Consider the following 20814-nt stretch of genomic DNA (forward strand, 5'->3'; position numbering starts at 1 on the left):
TGTGTTTGAGTTTATAGAAATCTGGTACAACCGTAAAAGAAAACACTCATATCTAGGGTATAAAACCCCCGAACAATATGGGAAAATTAATTGTTCAATATGCGCTTAACTTTTTGTCCGGTTTTTTGTTGTAAGTCCAACTCAACTCATTAATTCTTTTTTTAATTTCACGGTGACCACCCCAAAATGTATCGGCATAATTTGATAGTGCATTATAAAGTTGAGCATTTTCTTCAAGTGAATCTAAGAGGCCAATAACATCAGGAGAGGATGTTATCGTTTCTTTAATTGCTCTAAATAGATAATCCTGTCGAATAAGCCTGTTTATAGAAATCCAGTAATGCCTAAGAAAAACAGGGAAATTATCTAGGCCAATTACGTCAACAATTCTTTTCCATTTGTTTTTTACATGAGGTAAATCCACTTGGGTGGAAATTGAAAAAAGATAATTTTTTAAAAGGTCTGTTACAGTAAGTCCAACACCTCTAGAATTCAAGGTTTCAAATACTGTATAGGCACTTAGTTCATCCTCGACTATAATTTGAATAAACATCAACTTTTCAGCCACTAATTTGTTTAAGAAGTTAGTAACCTGTTCACCGTCAGTGGTACTATTAAAATGTTCTGAGATTCTTTCTGAAAAAAAGTTATAGGCCTGGTATATTAGTTTATCTGAATCCTGAAGAGTATTTATGTTAGTTGGTTCTCTAAATACAAGTAGATTGGATTGAAAAAAACTATTATTATTTTCGTTAAGTTTTAGTTTTGAAGAATAGGTCAATGAACCTGGATCTTTATCTCCAATAAACTTTTTCTGTAACAATTCAATTCTCTCTTTGTTATTCTCTGTATCTACACCATTTGCAATCAAAGAATTTAATTGATTGATGATAGCTAAGACTATAAGGGTTAAAGTTGAAAACCTTTGTTGTCCATCAATAACATGAAAGTGCTTGTCTCCCATATTTTGAAGAACAATAGACCCCATATAATGTACACTATTCGATGACTCAATAATTAAAATATCATTCCACAAATCTTCCCATTGATCTCTCTTCCATGAATAATCTCTTTGATATGGAGGAACAGTATAGGTTTTTCCATTACCAATTACGTCACTAAGACTTACTGTACTAGTGTCTAATAAATTATTTACAGCCATAATTCTAAATTAACTACTCTACTCATTATCCATAAAACTGAATAGGGAACAAAAGTGTTTCTTATTCATTTGATATCTAAACAAATTTAATGATTTTTAAACTTCTGTTTTTGTTGGTCTTGTCCCCCGCAAACAATGGATATATCTTAATTAAAGACTTATTGGTTACAAAATCAACAAGGGTTACAATAAATAAGGACTGGAAAGCAGTATCAATACCCCCCACTATACTTTCTCGCAAACCATTCGGTGGACAACAAGATCAGAACAAGGAAAAACAGCCATTTTAGATTGATCATGGCGAAGAAATCTTCGGTGGAGTGCATTATCCCTTTAGAGTCCAGCTTTGCCAAATCAGCACCGATTTGACTCATGGCCTCACGGGTATAAAAACTCCCTTCGGTGTTTTCAGCGATTTGCCGCAGCAAAGAGAAGTTTGCCTTTTGATCCAGCAGTTCGAGTTGGAGTTTTTTCACTGTAAACCTTCCTTTCACCTTTTCCACCTGACCATTTCTGTCTGTAGTGGCTTCATAAGTATAAATGCCCTGATCAAGTCCTGAAACCTGAAATGTAGTATTGGACATGGAGGGTATAAAAAAGTATTCTGATAAACTACCAGCATCATCAGACACTTTTATGGAAATAGTGTTTCCATATATCCTTTCGTAGGAGTCATTATAGGTTTCCGTTTCAAAAGAGACAGGCTCGTTATCAAAGTACTCGTCCTGAGTGGTAAATACCCTGAATTTCCGTTTGTCTTCTTTGGTACTGAGGTATTGGATGAGTTTCAAAAAGACATCATCAAATGCCTTGGTGTTTTCGTTGGTAGCATACTCCTGAAGCCTCCATTGCCAGATCCCATCTGCCAATAGATAGGCAGTTTTTACTCCATCCGCACTAAGCATATAAAGCAAAGGCTTGTCAGTAGTGATACTCCCCACTTTTTGATACAGCAACACGTCAGCATCCGGACTTAGCTGCAAATCTCCATAAGGCACATTCAGTGTGGGGAATTGACTGAAGACATCATTAAACTCCTTATTAATTTTGAATTTTGAAAATGAATTATTTAGCACCGGAGCTACTTCATCCCTTTGATTTCTTATGGATTTAAAATCAAACGTCTCGTCTTCCTTTGATAGTTTATCAGCATTTGATTGCTGCCCGATCACATTCAACACAGGCACCTTCTTATTCTTAAACTCAGCTACATATTTCGACAACCGATTGTACCGATCGCCTGCCTGATGCACTATTACCAGATCATATTTATCTTCTTTTAGTTCATTCAATCCGGGAATGAATACCTGAAACTCGTAATTTTCATTGGACTCTACCACCGATCTAAAGGCTTTGACGTCCGGGTGTGGTGCGGGTGCGACTAACAGTATTTTTTGTTTTCCATCAATTACATCAATAAAAACATCCTTTCGGTTGTTTTCGGTAATTTCCTCATTCTGCATTTCCACTTGGACTGTGTAATACTGCACTCCGTTTTGTTCAGCGGTAAGCTTAAATTCGACTTTAGTCAATCCATTATCGCTTTCAAAAGCAATCACTTCTGAAGCCACAATACGACCTCCTTTTTTAACTATTACTTTAGCAGACTCACCTTTAAACCCAGTATTGATAATCTCTGCCACCAATGGAAATTTATTACCCTGATAGGCAATCTTGTTGTACAGTACATTTTTCAGTAGAATATCTTCCTGACTGGTGGTGTCTCCTACTCCGACGGTAGAAATTTTATAGCTGTAAGGAAAGTAAGCAGGAGAAATGCCACGATTGTAATTCCCATCCGAAACCAACACGACAGAAGCCAGGTTTTTACCATCATAGAGCGTTTGCAACTCTTTGAACATGGCATTCAGGTCAGTTGTTTTTTGATCGAATGCTATATCCAATACTAAAACATTGCTTTGATTCAAACTTCTCACCTGAGTGTCAAAACCACTGGCATTTGAGACGGCAACCAAATCGGATACGTCTGCCATCAGCTTTACCCTCTGCACACTGTCTAAAGAATTGGTTATGGATATTGAATTGTCAATCGCAATGACCAAGGCTGGTTTTTCTACCTTCGAGATCAATTGTTTGAGTAAAGGATTTAAAAAGAGAAATAGAATAAAACTGACTGCTGCGAAACGCAGAACAGCCAGAGTTCTGTTAACACCAGTTCCCCACGAATATTTTTTGCTATATAAAATATAGGCATAGACTGACCCGATCAACAGGCAACCTAAAATAAACCAGGAAGGGTAATCAAATTGTAATTCCGGCATTGAAAGTATTGTATTCTATTTGGTTAAGTTCTAAAAACCATTGTCTTTTTATCCAACACTTATAACGCATTGGAAATCAAGCAGGCAAAACCAATTAACGATCAAGTAAGCAAAGCTCCATCCACATGGATAACTTGTCCTGAAATATAAGAAGACATATCAGAAGCAAGAAATACGCAGCAGTTGGCTACTTCGTCCGGCTGTCCACCACGCTTCATTGGTATGGCATCTCTCCACGATTGTACGGTTTTAGGGTCGAGTACTTCGGTCATTTCTGTTTCTATAAATCCGGGAGCTACGGCATTGCACCTTACGTTTCTAGAGCCCAATTCCAAGGCTACCGACTTAGTCAATCCTATAATTCCTGCTTTTGATGCGGCGTAGTTGGCTTGTCCGGCATTTCCCTTCACGCCTACTACTGATGTGATGTTGATGATAGAGCCTACTTTTTGTTTCATAAAAGTTCTTGCAACAGCCTTCACAGTATTGAAACAAGATTTTAAATTGACATTGATTACGTCATCCCACATCTCCTCAGTCATCCTCATGATCAGGTTGTCCTTGGTAATTCCCGCATTATTCACTAAAACATTTAAACCACCAAAATCAGAAATAACACTTGCTACCAATTCTTCAGCAGCAGTATAATCAGAAGCATCTGACCTGTATCCTTTAGCCTGAACACCAAAAGCTTTGAGTTCTTCTTCCAATGCCTGACCTTTTTCTACACTTGACAAATAGGTAAACGCTACATTTGCACCCTCTTCCGCATATTTCAAGGCTATCGCTCTACCTATTCCTTTAGATGCTCCGGTAACCAACGCTGTTTTTCCTTCTAGTATCTTCATTCTTTGTTCATTAGATTGATAATTGGTCAAAATTAAAACAAGTTGTTGGTATATAAATCAGAAGTTGGAATTTCGGCTCAAAAAAGATAACGTTTGATCTTGTCTTTGCATTTGTTTTCTAAACAAAGAGATTAAATTTGCGGCTTAACAAACAAAATTGACTAAACCAGACTTCAATTTTTATTTTATAAACACATATATATTATGGCAAATAAATATGATCTTATTGTAATCGGAAGTGGCCCGGGAGGATATGTGGCTGCTATCAGAGCATCTCAACTTGGAATGAAAGTTGGAGTAGTCGAGCGATCAGAAATCGGGGGTATCTGCCTCAACTGGGGTTGTATTCCGACTAAAGCCCTTCTAAAGAGTGCCAATGTATTTGAATACATCACACACTCTGAAGATTATGGTATTAAAGTGAAAGGTGCTGATGCAGACTTTGGGGCAATAGTGAAAAGAAGCAGAGATGTTGCCAATGGAATGAGTAAAGGTATCCAGTTTTTATTCAAGAAAAATAAAATAGATCATATTGCAGGTTTTGGTAAAATAAAATCAGGTAAAACAGTCGAAGTAAAAGCAGAAGACGGCTCTGTAGCCGACTATACTGCTGAAAATATAATCATAGCCACAGGCGGCAGGTCTCGTGAGCTACCCAACCTTCCTATTGACGGAAAAAAGATCATAGGCTACCGTGAGGCCATGTCTCTGGAAAAGCAGCCAAAATCTATGATAATAGTTGGTTCTGGTGCTATTGGAGTAGAGTTTGCCTATTTCTACCACTCTATAGGCACAGAAGTTACTATTGTAGAATACCTGCCTAATATAGTGCCGGTAGAAGACGAAGACATTTCCAAACAACTGGAAAGGTCTTTCAAGAAAAAAGGCATCAAAATAATGACCAGTTCTGAAGTGACCAATGTCGATACCAAAGGAAAAACCTGTAAAGTAACTGTGAAAACCAAAAAAGGTGAAGAACAACTTGAGTGTGATATAGTATTGTCAGCAGTTGGAGTTTCTACCAACTTAGAAGGCATTGGTCTGGAAGATGTAGGGGTAGCTACCGACAGAGGCAAAGTATTGGTGGACGATTATTACAAAACCAACATCCCAGGCATTCATGCTATCGGTGATATAGTACATGGTCCAGCGTTGGCTCACGTGGCATCCGCTGAAGGCATCATTTGTGTAGAAAAAATGGCAGGACATTCGCCAGAGCCTCTGGACTACAACAACATCCCTGGTTGTACTTACTGTTCGCCTGAAATTGCGTCTGTAGGATATACCGAAAAAGCAGCAAAAGAAGCTGGATATGAAATCAAAGTTGGAAAATTTCCATTCTCAGCCTCAGGAAAAGCAAGTGCTGCAGGAGCTAAAGATGGATTTGTAAAGGTAATATTTGATGCCAAATATGGCGAATGGTTGGGCTGCCACATGATAGGATTCAATGTAACTGAAATTATCGCTGAGGCGGTAGTGGCAAGGAAACTGGAAACTACAGGACATGAAATCATAAAAAGTGTTCACCCTCACCCTACCATGTCAGAAGCGGTGATGGAAGCTACAGCTGCTGCTTATGATGAGGTCATTCACTTGTAAGCGAAACATTGACAATCAATAAAAAGGGACATTGGACTGAGTTTGATGTCTTTTTTTTGCTTTCTAATTTGAGTTATGGTAATTTGATTCTTATTCACCTATTGTTTCTATGAATAGGCTTCTGTCTCATGTTATAATATCCTCGATTCTACTTGGTGTCTCGTTTGCCGGATTTTCTCAATCCATACTTACTGTCGATGACTATGTTTTTGGCTATATAAGTCAAGCCGACAATTTAGAAAAAAATCTCACCTCAGGAATTCGGACATTTTCATTGAATCTGAAAAAAAATGACAATGACTTTATCGTAGAAAACTCAGAACAAAAGCTTACTCTTAAGCAACTTCAACAAACTCTCAGACAGTTCTTAGTATCAGAACCCCAGTCATTAATTTCACTGATTTTGAATGGAGATTTTGATCAAACCGTTTTAACTGAAAAATTAGAAAAATCATTCTCCAATACAATATTCATTAAAAAAGAAACGGATTGGCCTAAAATCAATACACTAAAAGAAAATGGAGTTCAGGTAATTGTTATTTATAAGAGTGACGTAGCAAGCACATCGATTGAAAAGATTAGAGGAGAAAAAAAATATAGTAACCGATTTTCATCTGATCCATTGGACAAGCTGATCCTTTTCAAATCTTCTGCAGAAGACAGCCAAGAACTTTTTAATTCCTGCATAGAATTGTGGCAAACCACAGGTAAGACGCCCAATTTCATAGAAGCCGGATTTATCGAACCATCTGAGGTGAAAACTGTAGCAGATTCACTCAACGGTCTCAGACGCTTTAAAGGAATTGTTTATTACAAAGGAGAATTGTTAAATGAAGTAAGCTGGTACCAAACTCCTGGTGTTGTTACCCCTGCGAGATTTTCCTTTCCTCTGATCACTAAAGAACAAATATTGTCTCCATATAAAAACGGATATAGAATTAGCCCGGGAGAAGTGATTCACCACCATGCCATGGAGGATAATCCCCGGATTTTCACTTCTTACGACATTCCAATCGAAGACAAACTAATTTATAATTTTGATTTTGACAATGGTGCTGAGAATACTCTAGAGACCGATTGGAAAAACAGTATTGTCAAAGATGTTTTCTTTATCAAAGACCCAAAGAGAGGACAAGTTTTAAGCCTTTCTTCACCAAATTCTTTTATTGATTACTCAAAGGAGAACAAACTGAATTTCAATACTCCTATCAGTATTTCTGCCTGGATAAAACCGGATAGTATAGTGGATTTTATGGGTATCATCGGATTTGGATCAGCCTTTTCGCTGAAGGTAAAAGATGGCAATCCGGACTTTACAACGGCGACCATCAAAGACCACATATTAGACAAAAAACTGACTAAAGGAAACTGGTACCATTTGGCGGTGGTAGTCAATCCGGAAGCCAGTGTGGAGTTTTATATTGACGGTAAAAAGGAAGGAGAAATAGTCACTTCAGAAATCAAATCCTCTAATCAGTCTCTGGTTATTGGCAACAATATATGGGGTGAACAGTTTTATGGTTCTATCGATGATTTAAAAATTTGGGATCGGGGGCTATCGTTCAAAGAGGTTTCTTTTCTGTTTCAAAATAATAAAACTACACAATATTACGGCATGTATTGGATGCTGGGTATAACAGCATTGATTTTTCTTTCATTCCTAATAATCTTTATAAGAAAACGAAATTCCAACTATCCTCGACCCAAAGAAACCTACAAAAGCATTCCGATAGTAGAAGATATTTTTTCAGGAAACTCATTTCGCCTTTTTGGATCATTCAAAATCACTTCGAAAAACAAAGGCGACATCACTTCCGGTTTTTCTCCGCTAATGAGACAAATACTATCCTTCCTGGCATTGAACACAGCAGAAAGTAAAAATGGGATAAGTACCAATAAACTAACAGAAACATTTTGGCCGGGAGTGGCAAAGGACAAATCAAAAGAAAACAGAGGAACTAATATTCAGAAATTGAGAAAACTCCTGAAAGATGTTGATGGACTCAATATTGTTTACAAAGACCAAAAATGGCACCTTGATGCCAGTGAGAATGTATTTGTTGATGTGCTGGAATATGGGAAATATAAAATACAAATAGATTACCAGCTTAAAAACAAAGAAATCGATCCTCAGCTTGTCAATTCATTTCTGGAGCTATTGAAGCCGGGGAATATATTACCAAATATTCAATCTGAATGGTTGGACTACTTTAAAAACAAAATTTCTACAGATGTAGATAGTTTGTTGTCAAAAGTTTACAAAACGCAATGTACCAACCTAGATTCTGAAACAAACATAAAATTGGCCAATACCATTCTCTTGTTTGACGACCTAAATGAACAGGCATTAGGGATATTAGTGAAAGAACTGGTTGCCACAGGAAAGCATGGTCAGGCTCAAAATGCATATGAAACCTTTGCGAAAAATTATAAGGCACTATACGATGAAACCTTCAATACTGAATATCAGGAACTAGCTGAAAATGCTGTGTAATACTAAAACTCAAAAAAACAAAAGGTCGGATAAACCGACCTTTTGTTTTTTAATATCTATAATGGAAAAGTATTAAGCTTGAGGAAACTCAGCTACTTCACCTAACTCTTCTTCTATTCTTAACAACTGGTTGTATTTAGCCATCCTGTCAGACCTTGACAAAGATCCGGTTTTGATCTGACCAGAGTTTGTTGCTACCGAAATATCAGCGATAGTAGCATCTTCAGTCTCTCCTGATCTGTGAGATACCACAGCTGTCCATCCTGCCTTATGAGCCATTTCTATAGCATCCAGTGTCTCTGAAAGACTACCAATCTGATTCACTTTAATAAGGATAGAATTAGCCGCCTTTTCTTTGATAGCTCTTTTCAAGAACTTCACATTGGTTACCAATAAATCATCACCTACTAACTGACATTTGTGACCTATTTTCTCTACCAATATTTTCCATCCATCCCAGTCATTCTCATCCATTCCATCTTCTATACTATCGATAGGATATTTCTCTACCAATTCAGCCAAATAATCCGCTTGCTCAGCAGATGTCCTTATTTTAGCACCAGCACCTTCAAATTTCGTGTAATCGTATTTTCCATTCACGAAAAATTCAGAAGATGCACAATCCATAGCAATGGTCACATCCTTACCAGGCGTATATCCTGCCTTTTCGATAGCTTCCAATACGCTGTTTAAGGCTTCTTCAGTACCACCTGTGAATGCCGGAGCAAATCCTCCTTCGTCACCTACTGCAGTACTCAGTCCTTTAGCCTTCAAAATAGTTTTAAGATTATGGAATATCTCAGCACCCATTCTTAATGCTTCGCTAAATGTAGGTGCTCCTACCGGACGAATCATAAATTCCTGAAATGCGATTGTAGCATCAGAATGTGACCCACCATTGATGATGTTCATCATTGGCACAGGTAATGTCCTGGCGTTTACACCACCTATGTATTTAAACAATGGCAATCCCAATTCCTCAGCTGCTGCTTTGGCTACTGCCAATGAAACACCGAGAATGGCATTTGCTCCTAACTTCGCTTTGTTTGGAGTTCCATCCAATTCGATCATCACCTTGTCGATCAGTCTTTGATCAAATACATCAAGACCAATCACTTCAGCAGCAATTTCATCATTTACATTGTCAACTGCTTTCAACACACCTTTTCCAAGATATTTTCCTTTGTCTCCATCCCTCAACTCATGTGCTTCGTGTTCTCCTGTAGATGCTCCGGAAGGTACAGCTGCTCTTCCAATGAATCCAGCCTCAGTTATCACATCAACTTCTATAGTTGGATTGCCTCTCGAATCCAATATCTGTCGGGCAAATACGCTCTCAATTACACTCATTTTTCTTTATGTTTTTTTATTAAGTTTATAAAATCATCAAATAGATACCTGGAATCATGAGGACCCGGTGATGCTTCAGGGTGATGCTGAACAGAAAAAGCATTCTTATTATTGATGCTAATTCCAGCTACAGTATCGTCATTTAAATTTATATGGGTCAATGTTACCAAATCAGATGCCTCAACTTCTTCTTTACTCACTGCAAATCCGTGGTTTTGAGAAGTGATCTCTGACAGTCCGGTCACCAAATTTTTTACAGGGTGATTTAAACCTCTATGCCCGTGATGCATTTTGTAGGTAGAAATACCATTGGCCAAAGCAATCACCTGATGACCAAGACATATTCCAAACAAAGGATAGTTGATATCCAAAATCTTCTTCACTGTCTCTACGGCATAAGGCATGGCCGAAGGGTCTCCGGGACCATTGGAAATAAAATACCCATCAGGATTCCATGCCTGCAATTCTTCGAATGTGGTATGAGCAGGAAATACTTTACATATTATATTTCTACTCGTAAAATTGGTAAGAATAGATTTTTTCACTCCCAAATCCAAAACAGCCACTTTCCATCCATCATTCTCTTCTCCAAGAATATAAGGAGTATCTACGGTCACTTTAGAAGACAACTCAAGATTTTCCATACTTGGAATCTCTTTCAGCCTTTGCATCAATTCCTTCTCATCGAATATATCTGACGAAATCACTGCATTCATCGCCCCTTTACTTCTGATGTACCGAACCAGCTTTCTGGAATCAATATCAGAAATGCCCACAGTGTTGTTTCTGTTCAGGTATTCGTTCAAAGATTCGTCCGCATTGAACCGACTATGAATATCAGAAAACTCATTGACAACCAATCCATTGATCTTAGGTTTGTCTGATTCCTGTTCAGCATTTAAAGCACCATAGTTTCCTATGTGAGCTGTGGTATTCACTACAATTTGACCAAAATAAGAAGGATCAGTGTAGATTTCCTGATAACCCTGCATTCCGGTGTTGAAACAAATTTCACCACCGCTTGTTCCTTTTTTACCTACAGATGTTCCAGTAAAAACTGTACCATCTTCCAATAACAAGATGGCCTTTTCTCTAGTTTGATATTTCATTAGTTAGTTCAAAATTCACTGTCCTGACAATAAACCGGGGATACTATTTATCCAATACTTAGGTTGAACATCTATCATCCACCAAATTTCAGATGCGAAATTGCACAAATAGTTTTTAAACAAAAAATGCCATCCCGATTGTTTCGAGATGGCATCAATATTTTATTAAGTAGTACCAATTATTCTTGATCCTTTTTTTCTTCTGATTCATCTGATCCCTCAGCTTTCGGAGTTTCTTCAGAAGTTTCTGTTTCAGTAACTGTTTCTTCTACAACATCCTCTGCCACTTCTACAACCTCAGCCTCAGCTGTTGTTACCACAGCTTCAGTAGTTTCTTCTTCAACTACTACAGCCTCTTCCACTTTGCTATCTTTTTGAGTAGTGGCTTCAGCAGAGCTTCCTCCTTTACCTCTTCTACTTCTTCTGGTCTTAGTTTTTTCCGGAGCAGCATCTTTCAACAACAATTCGTTGTAATCTACCAATTCCATAATACACATATCTGCATTGTCTCCCAGACGGTTTCCCATTTTGAAGATTCTTGTATATCCACCTGGTCTATTGGCCACTTTATCAGCCACCCCACCAAATAGCTCTGTTACAGATTCTTTGTTTTGCAAATATGAAAACACAACTCTTCTAGAATGAGTATCATCACTTTTGGCCTTCGTTATCAATGGCTCCACATATTTCTTAAGCGCTTTAGCTTTAGCAATAGTGGTTGTGATCCTCTTATGCAAAATCAATGAGGATGCCATATTAGAAAGCATTGCTTTTCTATGAGGTGCAGTCCTGCTTAAATGATTAATTTTCTTCCCGTGTCTCATTTTTCTTAGTCTTCTTCGAGTTTATACTTTGACAAGTCCATGCCAAAAGTTAAGTTTTTATCAGCAACCAATTGTTCCAATTCAGCAAGTGACTTTTTACCAAAATTTCTGAATTTCATCATATCTGAAATTTCCAATCTCACTAAATCACCCAAAGAACGAACATCAGCCGCTTTTAAGCAGTTGTAAGCTCTAACCGAAAGATCCAAATCATTTAAGTTAGTCTTAAGCAGCTTTCTCATGTGTAGCAATTCTTCATCTACAGCCTCTGGTTCACCTGCATCATGAGAATCCAATATCATAGTCTGATCAGAGAACAACATAAAATGCTGAATAAGAATATGTGCCGCACCTTTTAAAGCATTTTCAGGATGAATAGAACCATCAGTCTCTATATCAAGAACCAACTGCTCATAATCCGTCTTTTGTTCTACCCTTGTATTCTCAATAGAGAATTTCACATTTTTAATTGGTGTAAACACAGCGTCTATTGGAATAAATCCAAATATCTGCTCAGATGGTTTGTTGTCTTCTGCTGCCACATACCCTCTACCTTTTTCAATTGTAAGCTCTATTTCGAACTTAACGCTCTCGTCAAGGTTAGCTATAACGTGATCAGGGTTAAGTATTTCAAAAGAAGTAGTAAAATCAGCTATGTCACTAGCCTTAAATTCTTTCTTTCCAGATATGCTTACTACAATTTTACTATCCACCGCATCTGCAACCTTCTTAAGCCTTACCATTTTCAGGTTCAAAATGATTTCAGAAACATCCTCCACGATACCTTCTATCATAGAAAATTCATGCAATACTCCAGGGATTTTAATACCAGTAATTGCATAACCTTCCAAAGAAGATAAAAGAATTCTTCTCAATGCATTACCTACTGTAACTCCATATCCTTGTTCAAGTGGTTTGAAGGTGAATAAGCCATGAAAATCATCAGCTTTTTCCATTACCACCTTTTCGGGCATTTGAAATGCTAGTATTGACATAATATTAGAAAAATTTTTAGATTAATTATTTATTACTTAGAGTAAAGTTCAACTATCAGTTGTTCTTTAATATTCTCTGGAATTTCTTCTCTAGATGGAATGGCAGCAAACTTACCAACCATTTCTGCTTTGTCGAATTCTACCCAGCTATACTTACTAGATGACCCGGTTGAAAGACTATCTGCAATTATTTCAAGAGACTTAGACTTTTCTCTAACGGCAATCAGATCACCAACTTTCAATGAGTATGATGGAATGTTTACCAACTCACCATTTACAGTAATGTGCTTATGCAAAACCAATTGTCTGGCTGCTCTTCTAGAAGGTGCAATACCTAATCTAAATACAGTGTTGTCCAGTCTTGCTTCAAGCATTTGAAGCAAAATAGTACCTGTAATACCACTTTTTCTTGATGCATGATCAAACAAGTTGGAAAATTGTTTCTCCAAAAGGCCATAAGTATATTTAGCTTTTTGCTTTTCAGCCAACTGTATAGAATATTCAGAAGCCTTTTTTCTTCTTCCTCTTCCATGCTGTCCCGGAGGATAAGCCTTTTTCTGTAATGTCTTGTCGGGTCCAAAAATCGGGTCGTTAAATCTTCTTGCGATTTTGGTAGTTGGTCCGGTATATCGTGCCATGTTAAATTATAACTCTTAAATGTTATTAAACTCTTCTTCTTTTCGGAGGCCTGCATCCATTATGTGGTAGTGGAGTAACATCTTTAATAACTGTTACATCAATACCTGTATTCTGGATTGTTCTAATCGCAGACTCTCTACCTGCTCCAGATCCTTTTACAAACACTTCACATTTTCTCATCCCCAAATCATACGCTTTTTGAGCACAATCCTGAGCAGCTACCTGAGCAGCATAAGGTGTATTCTTCTTAGAACCTTTAAATCCCATTTTTCCAGCTGATCCCCATGACACTACTTGCCCTGTCAGGTTAGTCATGGAAATAATAATATTGTTAAAAGAAGCTTTGATATGTGCCTGGCCAATAGCCTCAACCACAACAACTCTTTTTTTACCTTTATCTTTTCTTTTTTCTGCCATCTCAATTATTATTTAGTAGCAATCTTCTTGTTTGCAACAGTCTTTCTTCTTCCTTTACGCGTACGCGCATTATTTTTGGTATGCTGACCTCTTACCGGAAGACCCTTTCTATGTCTCAAACCTCTGTAGCATCCAATATCCAACAATCGCTTTATGTTCAACTGAACCTCAGATTTCAGAACACCTTCTACTTTAAAACTTCCAGATATTTCTTTCCTTATGGCATTGGATTCGTCATCATTCCAATCAGATACTTTTTTGTTCACATCAACACCGGCTGCTGCCAATATCTTTTGAGCTGAACTTTTACCTATTCCAAAAATATAGGTAAGAGCTATCTCACCTCTTTTATGATCCGGAATATCTACTCCTGCAATTCTTGCCATAATTATCCTTGTCTTTGTTTGAACCTAGGGTTCTTTTTGTTAATAACGTAAACCTTCCCGTTTCTGCGAATAACCTTACAGTCAACACTTCGCTTTTTAACAGATGCTTTAACTTTCATGTTCTATTTATTTATAGCGATAAACTATTCTACCTTTTGATAAATCATACGGAGACATTTCTAATTTCACCTTGTCTCCAGGCAATATTTTGATATAGTGCATTCTCATTTTTCCTGATATATGCGCTATAATCTGATGCCCGTTTCCTAACTCAACTCGAAACATTGCATTAGATAATGCTTCTACTATTGTCCCATCCTGCTCTATCGATGCTTGTTTAGCCATTGTTTATTATTATTTAAGCAATTGCTACGTTTTGAGATCTTCCTTTAATTCTGCCTCCCTTCATCATACCTTCGTAATGTCTCATCAACAAATAACTTTCAATTTGTTGTAAAGTATCCAATATTACTCCAACCATGATCAATAATGATGTCCCTCCGAAAAATTGAGCAAAACTAGAACTTACTCCCGCAATAATTGCAAAGGCAGGCATAATTGCAACCAAAGCTAAAAACAACGATCCTGGGAATGTAATTTTAGTAAGTACATTGTCTATAAACTCAGAAGTTGATTTTCCAGGCTTAATCCCTGGTATAAATCCACCATTACGCTTCATATCATCAGCTATTTGATTTGGATTAACCGAAATAGCTGTATAAAAGAATGTAAATAATATGATCATAATGGCAAATGTCAAATTATATTGCCAAGACTGAAAATTTGAGAAAGTAGCTCCTATATATTGAGCTACATCACTTGATTCAGCAAAGTAGCTTGCTATCATTGCCGGTAAAAACATCAATGACTGAGCAAATATTATAGGCATTACGCCTGATGAATTTACTTTTAATGGTATGTATTGCCTCTGTCCTCCATAAACCTTATTACCTACCACTTGTTTCGCATATTGAACAGGTATTCTTCTCACTGCCTGAGTAAGTAGCACTACTCCCATAACAACAAAGAACAATGCAACAATCTCAATTATAAATATTAATGCCTGGCTCATTCCCCTTGTCATAGCCTCCAGATAAATGCTTCCCGGAAACCTGGAAATAATACCAATCATAATAAGCATTGAAATACCATTACCAATACCTTTATCCGTAATTTTCTCTCCCAGCCACATACAAAATATAGTGCCAGCAGTAAGAATAACTATTGAAGACACAGTAAATAAAGCCCTATTGCCTAGCATAATGGCTTCAGCAGGAATTGTAGCTGTGATATATGCACTGCCTTGTGCCAAGGTAATTGCAATTGTTAGTACTCTGGTAATTTGTGTAATCTTTTTCCTACCACTATCCCCTTCTTTCTGCAATTTTTGAAAATAAGGAACCGCCACCGTAAGCAACTGCAACACAATTGAAGCAGAAATGTAAGGCATAATACCTAAACCAAAAATTGAAGCTCTTTGGAATGCACCTCCTAAAAATGTGTTTAATAAACCAAAAATACCACTGGCTTCTGTTTGAAGCTGGTTAGGGTCAACACCTGGAAGTACAATAAAAGAACCTACTCTAAAAATAATCAGAAATCCTACAGTATTCAGAATCCTTATTCTTAGATCTTCAATTGTAAAAATGTTCTTTATGGTAGTAAAAAATTTTTTCATAAATTTTATAGAGCTGTAGCCTTACCTCCTTTACTCTCGATAGCTTCTACAGCTGATTTAGAAAAGTGATGAACTGTGATATCTACGGTCGCTGTTAACTCTCCTCTGCCCAACACTTTAACAATGTCCTTTTTCCCAGCCAAACCATTTTCTATCAAAGTTTCCATGGTTATTTCTTTCAACTTCAATTTATCAGCAAGTGACTGGATAATATCTAAATTAATAGGCTTAGTCTCCACTCTATTTGGACTTTTAAAACCAAATTTAGGAACTCTTCTTTGAAGTGGCATTTGGCCTCCTTCAAAACCTTCTTTACGAGAATAACCTGATCTGGATTGAGCACCTTTGTGACCTTTTGTAGAAGTACCACCTCTACCAGATCCTTGTCCTCTACCAATCCTCTTATTATTTTTTACTGACCCTTCAGCAGGTTTTAATGTATGTAACTTCATTTTCCTATCAATTATTTATTTTCAACAGAAACCAAATGATCGACCTTTTTGATCATTCCCTGAATCTGAGGAGTCAATTCTTTTTCTACAGATTTATTAATCCTACCAAGTCCTAAAGCTTTAATAGTCAACTTCTGCCTGCTAGGCCTGTTGATGGTACTCTTGGTTTGTGTAATTATTACTTTAGCCATTTTCTTATCCGTTAAAAACTTTAGACAATTCCACTCCTCTTTGCTGTGCAATGCTAAATGGATCTCTCATTTTATTTAATGCGTCAAAAGTAGCCTTTACCACGTTGTGCGGATTTGAAGAACCTTTAGATTTTGCAAGTACATCATGTACCCCAGCACTTTCCAAAACAGCACGCATCGCACCACCTGCGATAACTCCCGTACCGGGAGCAGCCGGTTTTAACAGCACAAATCCCCCACCAAATTTACCAAGAGATTCATGTGGAACGGTTCCCTTATGAACAGGCACCCTTACCAAATTTTTCTTAGCATCATCAATCCCTTTGGTAATTGAATCAGTGACTTCATTCGCTTTTCCCAAACCATAGCCAACAACACCATTTCCATCTCCAACTACTACTATAGCAGAAAAACTAAACCTTCTACCACCCTTCACAACTTTCGCTACCCTTTTGATAGCGACCACTTTCTCCTGAAGTTCTATCTCACTTGCCTTAATTGCTTTTATATTTGATTGCGACATAACTTATTAAAATTTAAGGCCTCCTTCTCTAGCACCTTCAGCAAGAGCTTTTACATTACCATGGTATGGATATCCTCCTCTGTCAAACACAACAGAACTGATACCACTTTCAGCGGCCTTTTCAGCCAATTTTTTTCCTACACTTTTAGATGCCTCTATATTTACGGAAGATTGCCCTACTTCAACAGTATTTGTAGCGACGAGCGTACGACCTGTTGCATCATCTATCAATTGAGCATAAATACTTTTGTTACTTCTATATACTGAGAGTCTAGGTCTATCTGCAGTTCCGCTAATTTTATTACGGATACCTCTGCGTATTCTAAGCCTTCTATTCGTTTTACTTATCGCCATCTTATTTATTATTTAGCAGCAGTTTTACCAGCTTTTCTTCTAACAAGTTCACCAACGAATCGAATACCTTTTCCTTTATAAGGTTCTACTTTTCTTAGTGATCTAATTTTTGCAGCAACCTCTCCAATCAGTTGTTTATCGCTGCTCTCCAATGTAACAATAGGATTCTTACCTTTGGCAGTTTCTGTAGTTACCTTTACTTCTTCAGGAATTTGAACATATATATTATGCGAATATCCCAAATTCAATTCCAGAAGATTCCCCTGATTTGCAGCCTTATAACCAACTCCCACAAGTTCCATTTCCTTCTTAAAACCATCATTTACTCCAATAACCATATTATTGATCAATGACCGGTAAAGTCCGTGAAGTGCCTTATGCCTCTTTTGTTCAGTCGGTCTCTCAACAGTAAAAGTTCCGTCTTCTACCTTAAGTATAAAGTCCGGGTCAATATCTCGTTCCAATGTGCCCTTAGGTCCCGTAACAGATATGTGATTCTTATCAACTTTAAGTGTCACTCCTGCTGGTATATCTATCGGCTTTTTTCCTATTCTAGACATTCGTTCCTATATTAATAAACATAACATAATACTTCTCCACCAATATGGAGTTCTTTGGCTTTCTTATTGGTGATCACTCCTTTCGAAGTGGACATAATAGCAATGCCTAAGCCGTTAAGCACCCTTGGTAGAGCTTCTGCACCAGCATATTTTCTAAGTCCCGGCTTACTTACTCTGGTAAGGTTTTCAATAGCAGAAAGTTTGGTCTGAGGGTTATATTTCAAAGCAATTTTAATAGTACCCTGAACACCATCATCTTCAAACTTATAGTTTTTTATAAAACCTTGTTCTTTCAACACTTTGGTAATCTCCTTTTTCATGTTGGACGCAGGCATTTCCACAATCCTGTGGTTTGCTTTAATTGCGTTTCTCAACCTTGTTAAATAATCTGCTATCGGATCAGTCATTACATTATTCTTTATACCCCCATTAAAAACAGGGCTGCAAAGTTAGTTAATTTTTCTTTATAAAATAATTTTACCAGCTCGATTTTGTTACTCCTGGTATTTTTCCTTCAGAAGCCATTTCTCTGAAGGTAACTCTGGAAATACCGAATTTTCTCATGTATCCCTTTGGTCTTCCTGTTAGTTTACACCTATTGTGTAATCTAACCCTAGATGAGTTTCTTGGTAATTTATCCAACCCTTCATAATCACCAGCCGCTTTTAGTGCAGCTCTTTTCTCAGCGTACTTCTCTACCAGTCTTTCTCTTTTTCTTTCTCTGGCCTTAATTGATTCTTTTGCCATATTAGTTTTTGTTTTTACCTGCGAAAGGCATACCGAAAGCCTTTAACAATTCGTAACTTTCTTCATCAGTAGTGGCAGTAGTCACAAATGTGATGTCCATACCAGAAATTTTACTTACTTTATCAATACTAATTTCAGGAAAGATAATTTGCTCTTTTACTCCTAAAGTATAATTACCTTTTCCATCAAACCCTTTATCTCTAATACCTCTAAAGTCTCTTACACGGGGAAGGGCTACAGTCATCAATCGGTCAAAAAATTCATACATTCTTTCTCCTCTCAATGTTACCCTTGCACCGATAGGCATCTCTTCTCTCAATTTGAAATTCGAGATTGATTTTTTAGCCTTAGTCGCAACTGCTTTCTGACCTGTGATCTGCGTCAATTCTTCAACACCAGCGTCAATCAGTTTTTTATCAGATACTGCAGCACCTATACCCTTGTTTACACAAATCTTAGTAATCTTAGGAACCTGCATTACTGACTTATACTCGAACTTGTCCTTCAATACAGGCACAACTTCGTTTAGATACTTATCTTTTAATCTAGGACTAGCCATTTTTTATTACCTCCCCGGTTTTTTTTGAGAATCTTTGTAATTTCTGATTTTCATCTTTTTTTCTACCAGTCTTAGTAGCTTCACCAGACGCTGGATCTACCAGCATCAAATTACTTAGATGAATCGAAGCTTCAACTTTCTTGATGCCTCCTTCCGGACTTTCGGCAGATGGCTTGTTATGCTTAGTAACCATATTCAAGCCTTCTACAATCGCCCTGTATTTTGATGGATATACTTCAAGTACTTTACCATTCTTTCCTCTTGAATTCCCGGCAATTACTTTAACTGTATCTCCTTTTTTTATATGCAATTTCATTTTTTATAAAATTTTATTGGCGGCTAACAATTACAGAACCTCAGGTGCTAATGAAACAATTTTCATGAATTGTTTTTCTCTAAGTTCTCTGGCAACAGGACCAAATATCCTTGTTCCCCTTGGTTCATCATTAGCTGTTAATAAAACAGCAGCATTATCTTCAAACCTGATGTATGAACCATCCTTTCTTCTTACCTCTTTCTTAGTCCTTACAACAACAGCTTTTGACACTGTGCCCTTTTTAAGGCTACTAGAGGACATAGCCGACTTAACAGATACTACTATCATGTCTCCTACAGAAGCATACCTTTTACCAGTACCTCCAAGGACTCTAATACAAAGCACTTCTTTTGCTCCGCTATTGTCTGCTACACTCAATCTTGATTCTTGCTGTACCATTTTATTTAGCTCTCTCTAAAATTTCAACTAATCTCCACCTTTTGTTTTTGCTCAAAGGCCTGGTTTCCATAACTTTCACAGTGTCTCCAATCCCACAATCGTTGTTTTCATCATGGGCGGCAAATTTCTTAGATTTACCAATAAATTTTCCGTAAATAGGGTGCTTCACCTTACGCTGTACCTCAATAGTGATAGTTTTTTCCATCTTATTGCTTACAACTTTACCGATTCTTTCTTTTCTTAAATTTCTGGTTTCCATGATGCCTTATTATTGAGCCAGTTCTTTTGCCCTGATTTCAGTGTTTAACCTTGCAACTAATTTTCTTGCTTCTTTTAACCTCATAGGGTTCTCAATTGGAGTAATTGAATGAGCAAATTTAAGCTTGCTTAAATTCTCATTTTCAGCAACCAATTTACTCCTTAGTTCTTCTATGGCTAAACCTTTAATTTCTGAATTTTTCATATCTATATAAACTTTCGGACTTCAAAAAATTATCAGGCCGTATAATCTCTTCGTACAACAAACTTTGTTCTGATAGGAAGTTTTTGCTGTGCCAACCTTAAAGCTTCCTTGGCCAATTCCATACTGATGCCAGCTGATTCGAATAGAATAGTTCCCGGTTTTACAACAGCTACCCAATATTCCGGAGCTCCTTTACCTTTACCCATCCTTACCTCTGCAGGCTTCTTGGTAATTGGTTTGTCCGGAAAAATTCTAATCCAAACTTGCCCTTCCCTTTTCATAGCCCTGGTCATAGCGATCCTGGAAGCTTCTATTTGCCTACTAGTGATCCAACCCGGCTCCAACGACTTAATACCAAATGCTCCGAACGCCAAAGTATGCCCTCTTTGAGCCAGACCCTTTACACGTCCTTTTTGCTTTTTCCTAAATTTGGTTCTTTTCGGTTGTAACATCTCTTTATCTTATTT

28 protein-coding genes are annotated in these 20814 nt (G+C 37.3%); 2 read left to right on the top strand and 26 right to left on the bottom strand.

Translation table 11 applies throughout. The annotated features are described in order from the left end of the window. Window positions 1–94: 94 nt before the first annotated feature. The 3 genes from AAOP42_RS20720 to fabG form a co-directional block, all read right to left on the bottom strand. Window positions 95–1162, bottom strand: a complete 1068-nt coding sequence (locus tag AAOP42_RS20720) for a DUF262 domain-containing protein (RefSeq protein WP_349530502.1) — start codon at window positions 1160–1162, stop codon at window positions 95–97. Between the two features lie 212 nt (window positions 1163–1374). Beyond that, complete coding sequence (locus tag AAOP42_RS20725; RefSeq protein ID WP_349530503.1) at window positions 1375–3444, bottom strand: VWA domain-containing protein; 2070 nt, start codon at window positions 3442–3444, stop codon at window positions 1375–1377. Window positions 3445–3545: 101 nt separating this feature from the next. Continuing rightward, complete coding sequence (gene fabG / locus AAOP42_RS20730) at window positions 3546–4292, bottom strand: 3-oxoacyl-[acyl-carrier-protein] reductase (RefSeq protein ID WP_349530504.1); 747 nt, start codon at window positions 4290–4292, stop codon at window positions 3546–3548. A gap of 204 nt (window positions 4293–4496) precedes the next feature. On the opposite strand from fabG, the gene lpdA reads away from it, so the two are divergent. Next, on the top strand, window positions 4497–5891 hold the full coding sequence (gene lpdA / locus AAOP42_RS20735; protein ID WP_349530505.1) for a dihydrolipoyl dehydrogenase: 1395 nt from the start codon (window positions 4497–4499) through the stop codon (window positions 5889–5891). Window positions 5892–6000: 109 nt separating this feature from the next. Next, window positions 6001–8385, top strand: a complete 2385-nt coding sequence (locus AAOP42_RS20740; RefSeq protein WP_349530506.1) for a LamG domain-containing protein — start codon at window positions 6001–6003, stop codon at window positions 8383–8385. Window positions 8386–8457: 72 nt separating this feature from the next. Here AAOP42_RS20740 and eno read toward each other — a convergent pair whose 3' ends face one another. The 23 genes from eno to rplP all read right to left on the bottom strand — a co-directional run bounded on the left by eno (window position 8458) and on the right by rplP (window position 20799). Further along, window positions 8458–9735: a phosphopyruvate hydratase gene (gene eno / locus AAOP42_RS20745; protein WP_349530507.1), complete on the bottom strand. Its 1278-nt coding sequence runs from the start codon at window positions 9733–9735 to the stop codon at window positions 8458–8460. Beyond that, a complete protein-coding gene (carA, locus tag AAOP42_RS20750; RefSeq protein WP_349530508.1) occupies window positions 9732–10844 on the bottom strand; it encodes a glutamine-hydrolyzing carbamoyl-phosphate synthase small subunit in 1113 nt (370 codons plus the stop codon). The genes eno and carA overlap by 4 nt, the downstream gene beginning before the upstream one ends. A gap of 179 nt (window positions 10845–11023) precedes the next feature. After that, on the bottom strand, window positions 11024–11668 hold the full coding sequence (rplQ, locus tag AAOP42_RS20755; RefSeq protein ID WP_349530509.1) for a 50S ribosomal protein L17: 645 nt from the start codon (window positions 11666–11668) through the stop codon (window positions 11024–11026). Window positions 11669–11673: 5 nt separating this feature from the next. Further along, window positions 11674–12663 carry a DNA-directed RNA polymerase subunit alpha gene (locus AAOP42_RS20760; protein ID WP_349530510.1) on the bottom strand — a complete coding sequence of 330 codons (990 nt, stop codon included), beginning with the start codon at window positions 12661–12663 and terminating at the stop codon, window positions 11674–11676. A gap of 32 nt (window positions 12664–12695) precedes the next feature. Beyond that, window positions 12696–13301 (bottom strand): 30S ribosomal protein S4, encoded by a 606-nt coding sequence (gene rpsD / locus AAOP42_RS20765; RefSeq protein WP_349530511.1) that lies wholly within the window; start codon window positions 13299–13301, stop codon window positions 12696–12698. 25 nt (window positions 13302–13326) lie between these two features. Continuing rightward, complete coding sequence (rpsK, locus tag AAOP42_RS20770) at window positions 13327–13719, bottom strand: 30S ribosomal protein S11 (RefSeq protein ID WP_349530512.1); 393 nt, start codon at window positions 13717–13719, stop codon at window positions 13327–13329. An 8-nt stretch (window positions 13720–13727) separates the two neighbouring features. Continuing rightward, window positions 13728–14105 (bottom strand): 30S ribosomal protein S13, encoded by a 378-nt coding sequence (gene rpsM / locus AAOP42_RS20775; RefSeq protein WP_349530513.1) that lies wholly within the window; start codon window positions 14103–14105, stop codon window positions 13728–13730. 2 nt (window positions 14106–14107) lie between these two features. Continuing rightward, a complete protein-coding gene (rpmJ, locus tag AAOP42_RS20780) occupies window positions 14108–14224 on the bottom strand; it encodes a 50S ribosomal protein L36 (RefSeq protein ID WP_348121493.1) in 117 nt (38 codons plus the stop codon). Window positions 14225–14231: 7 nt separating this feature from the next. Further along, a complete protein-coding gene (gene infA / locus AAOP42_RS20785) occupies window positions 14232–14450 on the bottom strand; it encodes a translation initiation factor IF-1 (protein ID WP_349530514.1) in 219 nt (72 codons plus the stop codon). A gap of 13 nt (window positions 14451–14463) precedes the next feature. Further along, window positions 14464–15783: a preprotein translocase subunit SecY gene (gene secY, locus AAOP42_RS20790; RefSeq protein ID WP_349530515.1), complete on the bottom strand. Its 1320-nt coding sequence runs from the start codon at window positions 15781–15783 to the stop codon at window positions 14464–14466. A 5-nt stretch (window positions 15784–15788) separates the two neighbouring features. Beyond that, window positions 15789–16235, bottom strand: a complete 447-nt coding sequence (rplO, locus tag AAOP42_RS20795) for a 50S ribosomal protein L15 (RefSeq protein ID WP_349530516.1) — start codon at window positions 16233–16235, stop codon at window positions 15789–15791. Window positions 16236–16246: 11 nt separating this feature from the next. Further along, entirely contained in the window at window positions 16247–16426 is a 180-nt protein-coding gene (gene rpmD, locus AAOP42_RS20800; protein ID WP_349530517.1) for a 50S ribosomal protein L30, read from the bottom strand. A gap of 4 nt (window positions 16427–16430) precedes the next feature. Beyond that, window positions 16431–16949: a 30S ribosomal protein S5 gene (gene rpsE, locus AAOP42_RS20805; RefSeq protein WP_349530518.1), complete on the bottom strand. Its 519-nt coding sequence runs from the start codon at window positions 16947–16949 to the stop codon at window positions 16431–16433. 6 nt (window positions 16950–16955) lie between these two features. Next, on the bottom strand, window positions 16956–17303 hold the full coding sequence (gene rplR, locus AAOP42_RS20810; RefSeq protein ID WP_349530519.1) for a 50S ribosomal protein L18: 348 nt from the start codon (window positions 17301–17303) through the stop codon (window positions 16956–16958). An 8-nt stretch (window positions 17304–17311) separates the two neighbouring features. Next, window positions 17312–17863 (bottom strand): 50S ribosomal protein L6, encoded by a 552-nt coding sequence (gene rplF / locus AAOP42_RS20815; protein WP_349530520.1) that lies wholly within the window; start codon window positions 17861–17863, stop codon window positions 17312–17314. A gap of 11 nt (window positions 17864–17874) precedes the next feature. After that, window positions 17875–18270: a 30S ribosomal protein S8 gene (rpsH, locus tag AAOP42_RS20820; RefSeq protein ID WP_349530521.1), complete on the bottom strand. Its 396-nt coding sequence runs from the start codon at window positions 18268–18270 to the stop codon at window positions 17875–17877. A 70-nt stretch (window positions 18271–18340) separates the two neighbouring features. Continuing rightward, complete coding sequence (gene rpsN, locus AAOP42_RS20825; RefSeq protein ID WP_349530522.1) at window positions 18341–18610, bottom strand: 30S ribosomal protein S14; 270 nt, start codon at window positions 18608–18610, stop codon at window positions 18341–18343. Between the two features lies 1 nt (window position 18611). After that, complete coding sequence (gene rplE / locus AAOP42_RS20830) at window positions 18612–19169, bottom strand: 50S ribosomal protein L5 (protein WP_349530523.1); 558 nt, start codon at window positions 19167–19169, stop codon at window positions 18612–18614. Continuing rightward, on the bottom strand, window positions 19162–19485 hold the full coding sequence (gene rplX / locus AAOP42_RS20835; RefSeq protein ID WP_349530524.1) for a 50S ribosomal protein L24: 324 nt from the start codon (window positions 19483–19485) through the stop codon (window positions 19162–19164). Before rplX ends, rplE begins: the two co-directional genes overlap by 8 nt. A gap of 30 nt (window positions 19486–19515) precedes the next feature. After that, window positions 19516–19884, bottom strand: a complete 369-nt coding sequence (gene rplN, locus AAOP42_RS20840; protein WP_349530525.1) for a 50S ribosomal protein L14 — start codon at window positions 19882–19884, stop codon at window positions 19516–19518. A 1-nt stretch (window position 19885) separates the two neighbouring features. Then, entirely contained in the window at window positions 19886–20143 is a 258-nt protein-coding gene (gene rpsQ, locus AAOP42_RS20845; RefSeq protein ID WP_349530526.1) for a 30S ribosomal protein S17, read from the bottom strand. A gap of 9 nt (window positions 20144–20152) precedes the next feature. Beyond that, window positions 20153–20347: a 50S ribosomal protein L29 gene (gene rpmC, locus AAOP42_RS20850; RefSeq protein WP_349530527.1), complete on the bottom strand. Its 195-nt coding sequence runs from the start codon at window positions 20345–20347 to the stop codon at window positions 20153–20155. A 32-nt stretch (window positions 20348–20379) separates the two neighbouring features. Continuing rightward, window positions 20380–20799: a 50S ribosomal protein L16 gene (rplP, locus tag AAOP42_RS20855; RefSeq protein WP_349530528.1), complete on the bottom strand. Its 420-nt coding sequence runs from the start codon at window positions 20797–20799 to the stop codon at window positions 20380–20382. Between the last annotated feature and the right edge of the window lie 15 nt (window positions 20800–20814).

Source organism: Reichenbachiella sp. MALMAid0571, from assembly GCF_040151475.1.
GTDB lineage: Bacteria > Bacteroidota > Bacteroidia > Cytophagales > Cyclobacteriaceae > CAXBNB01.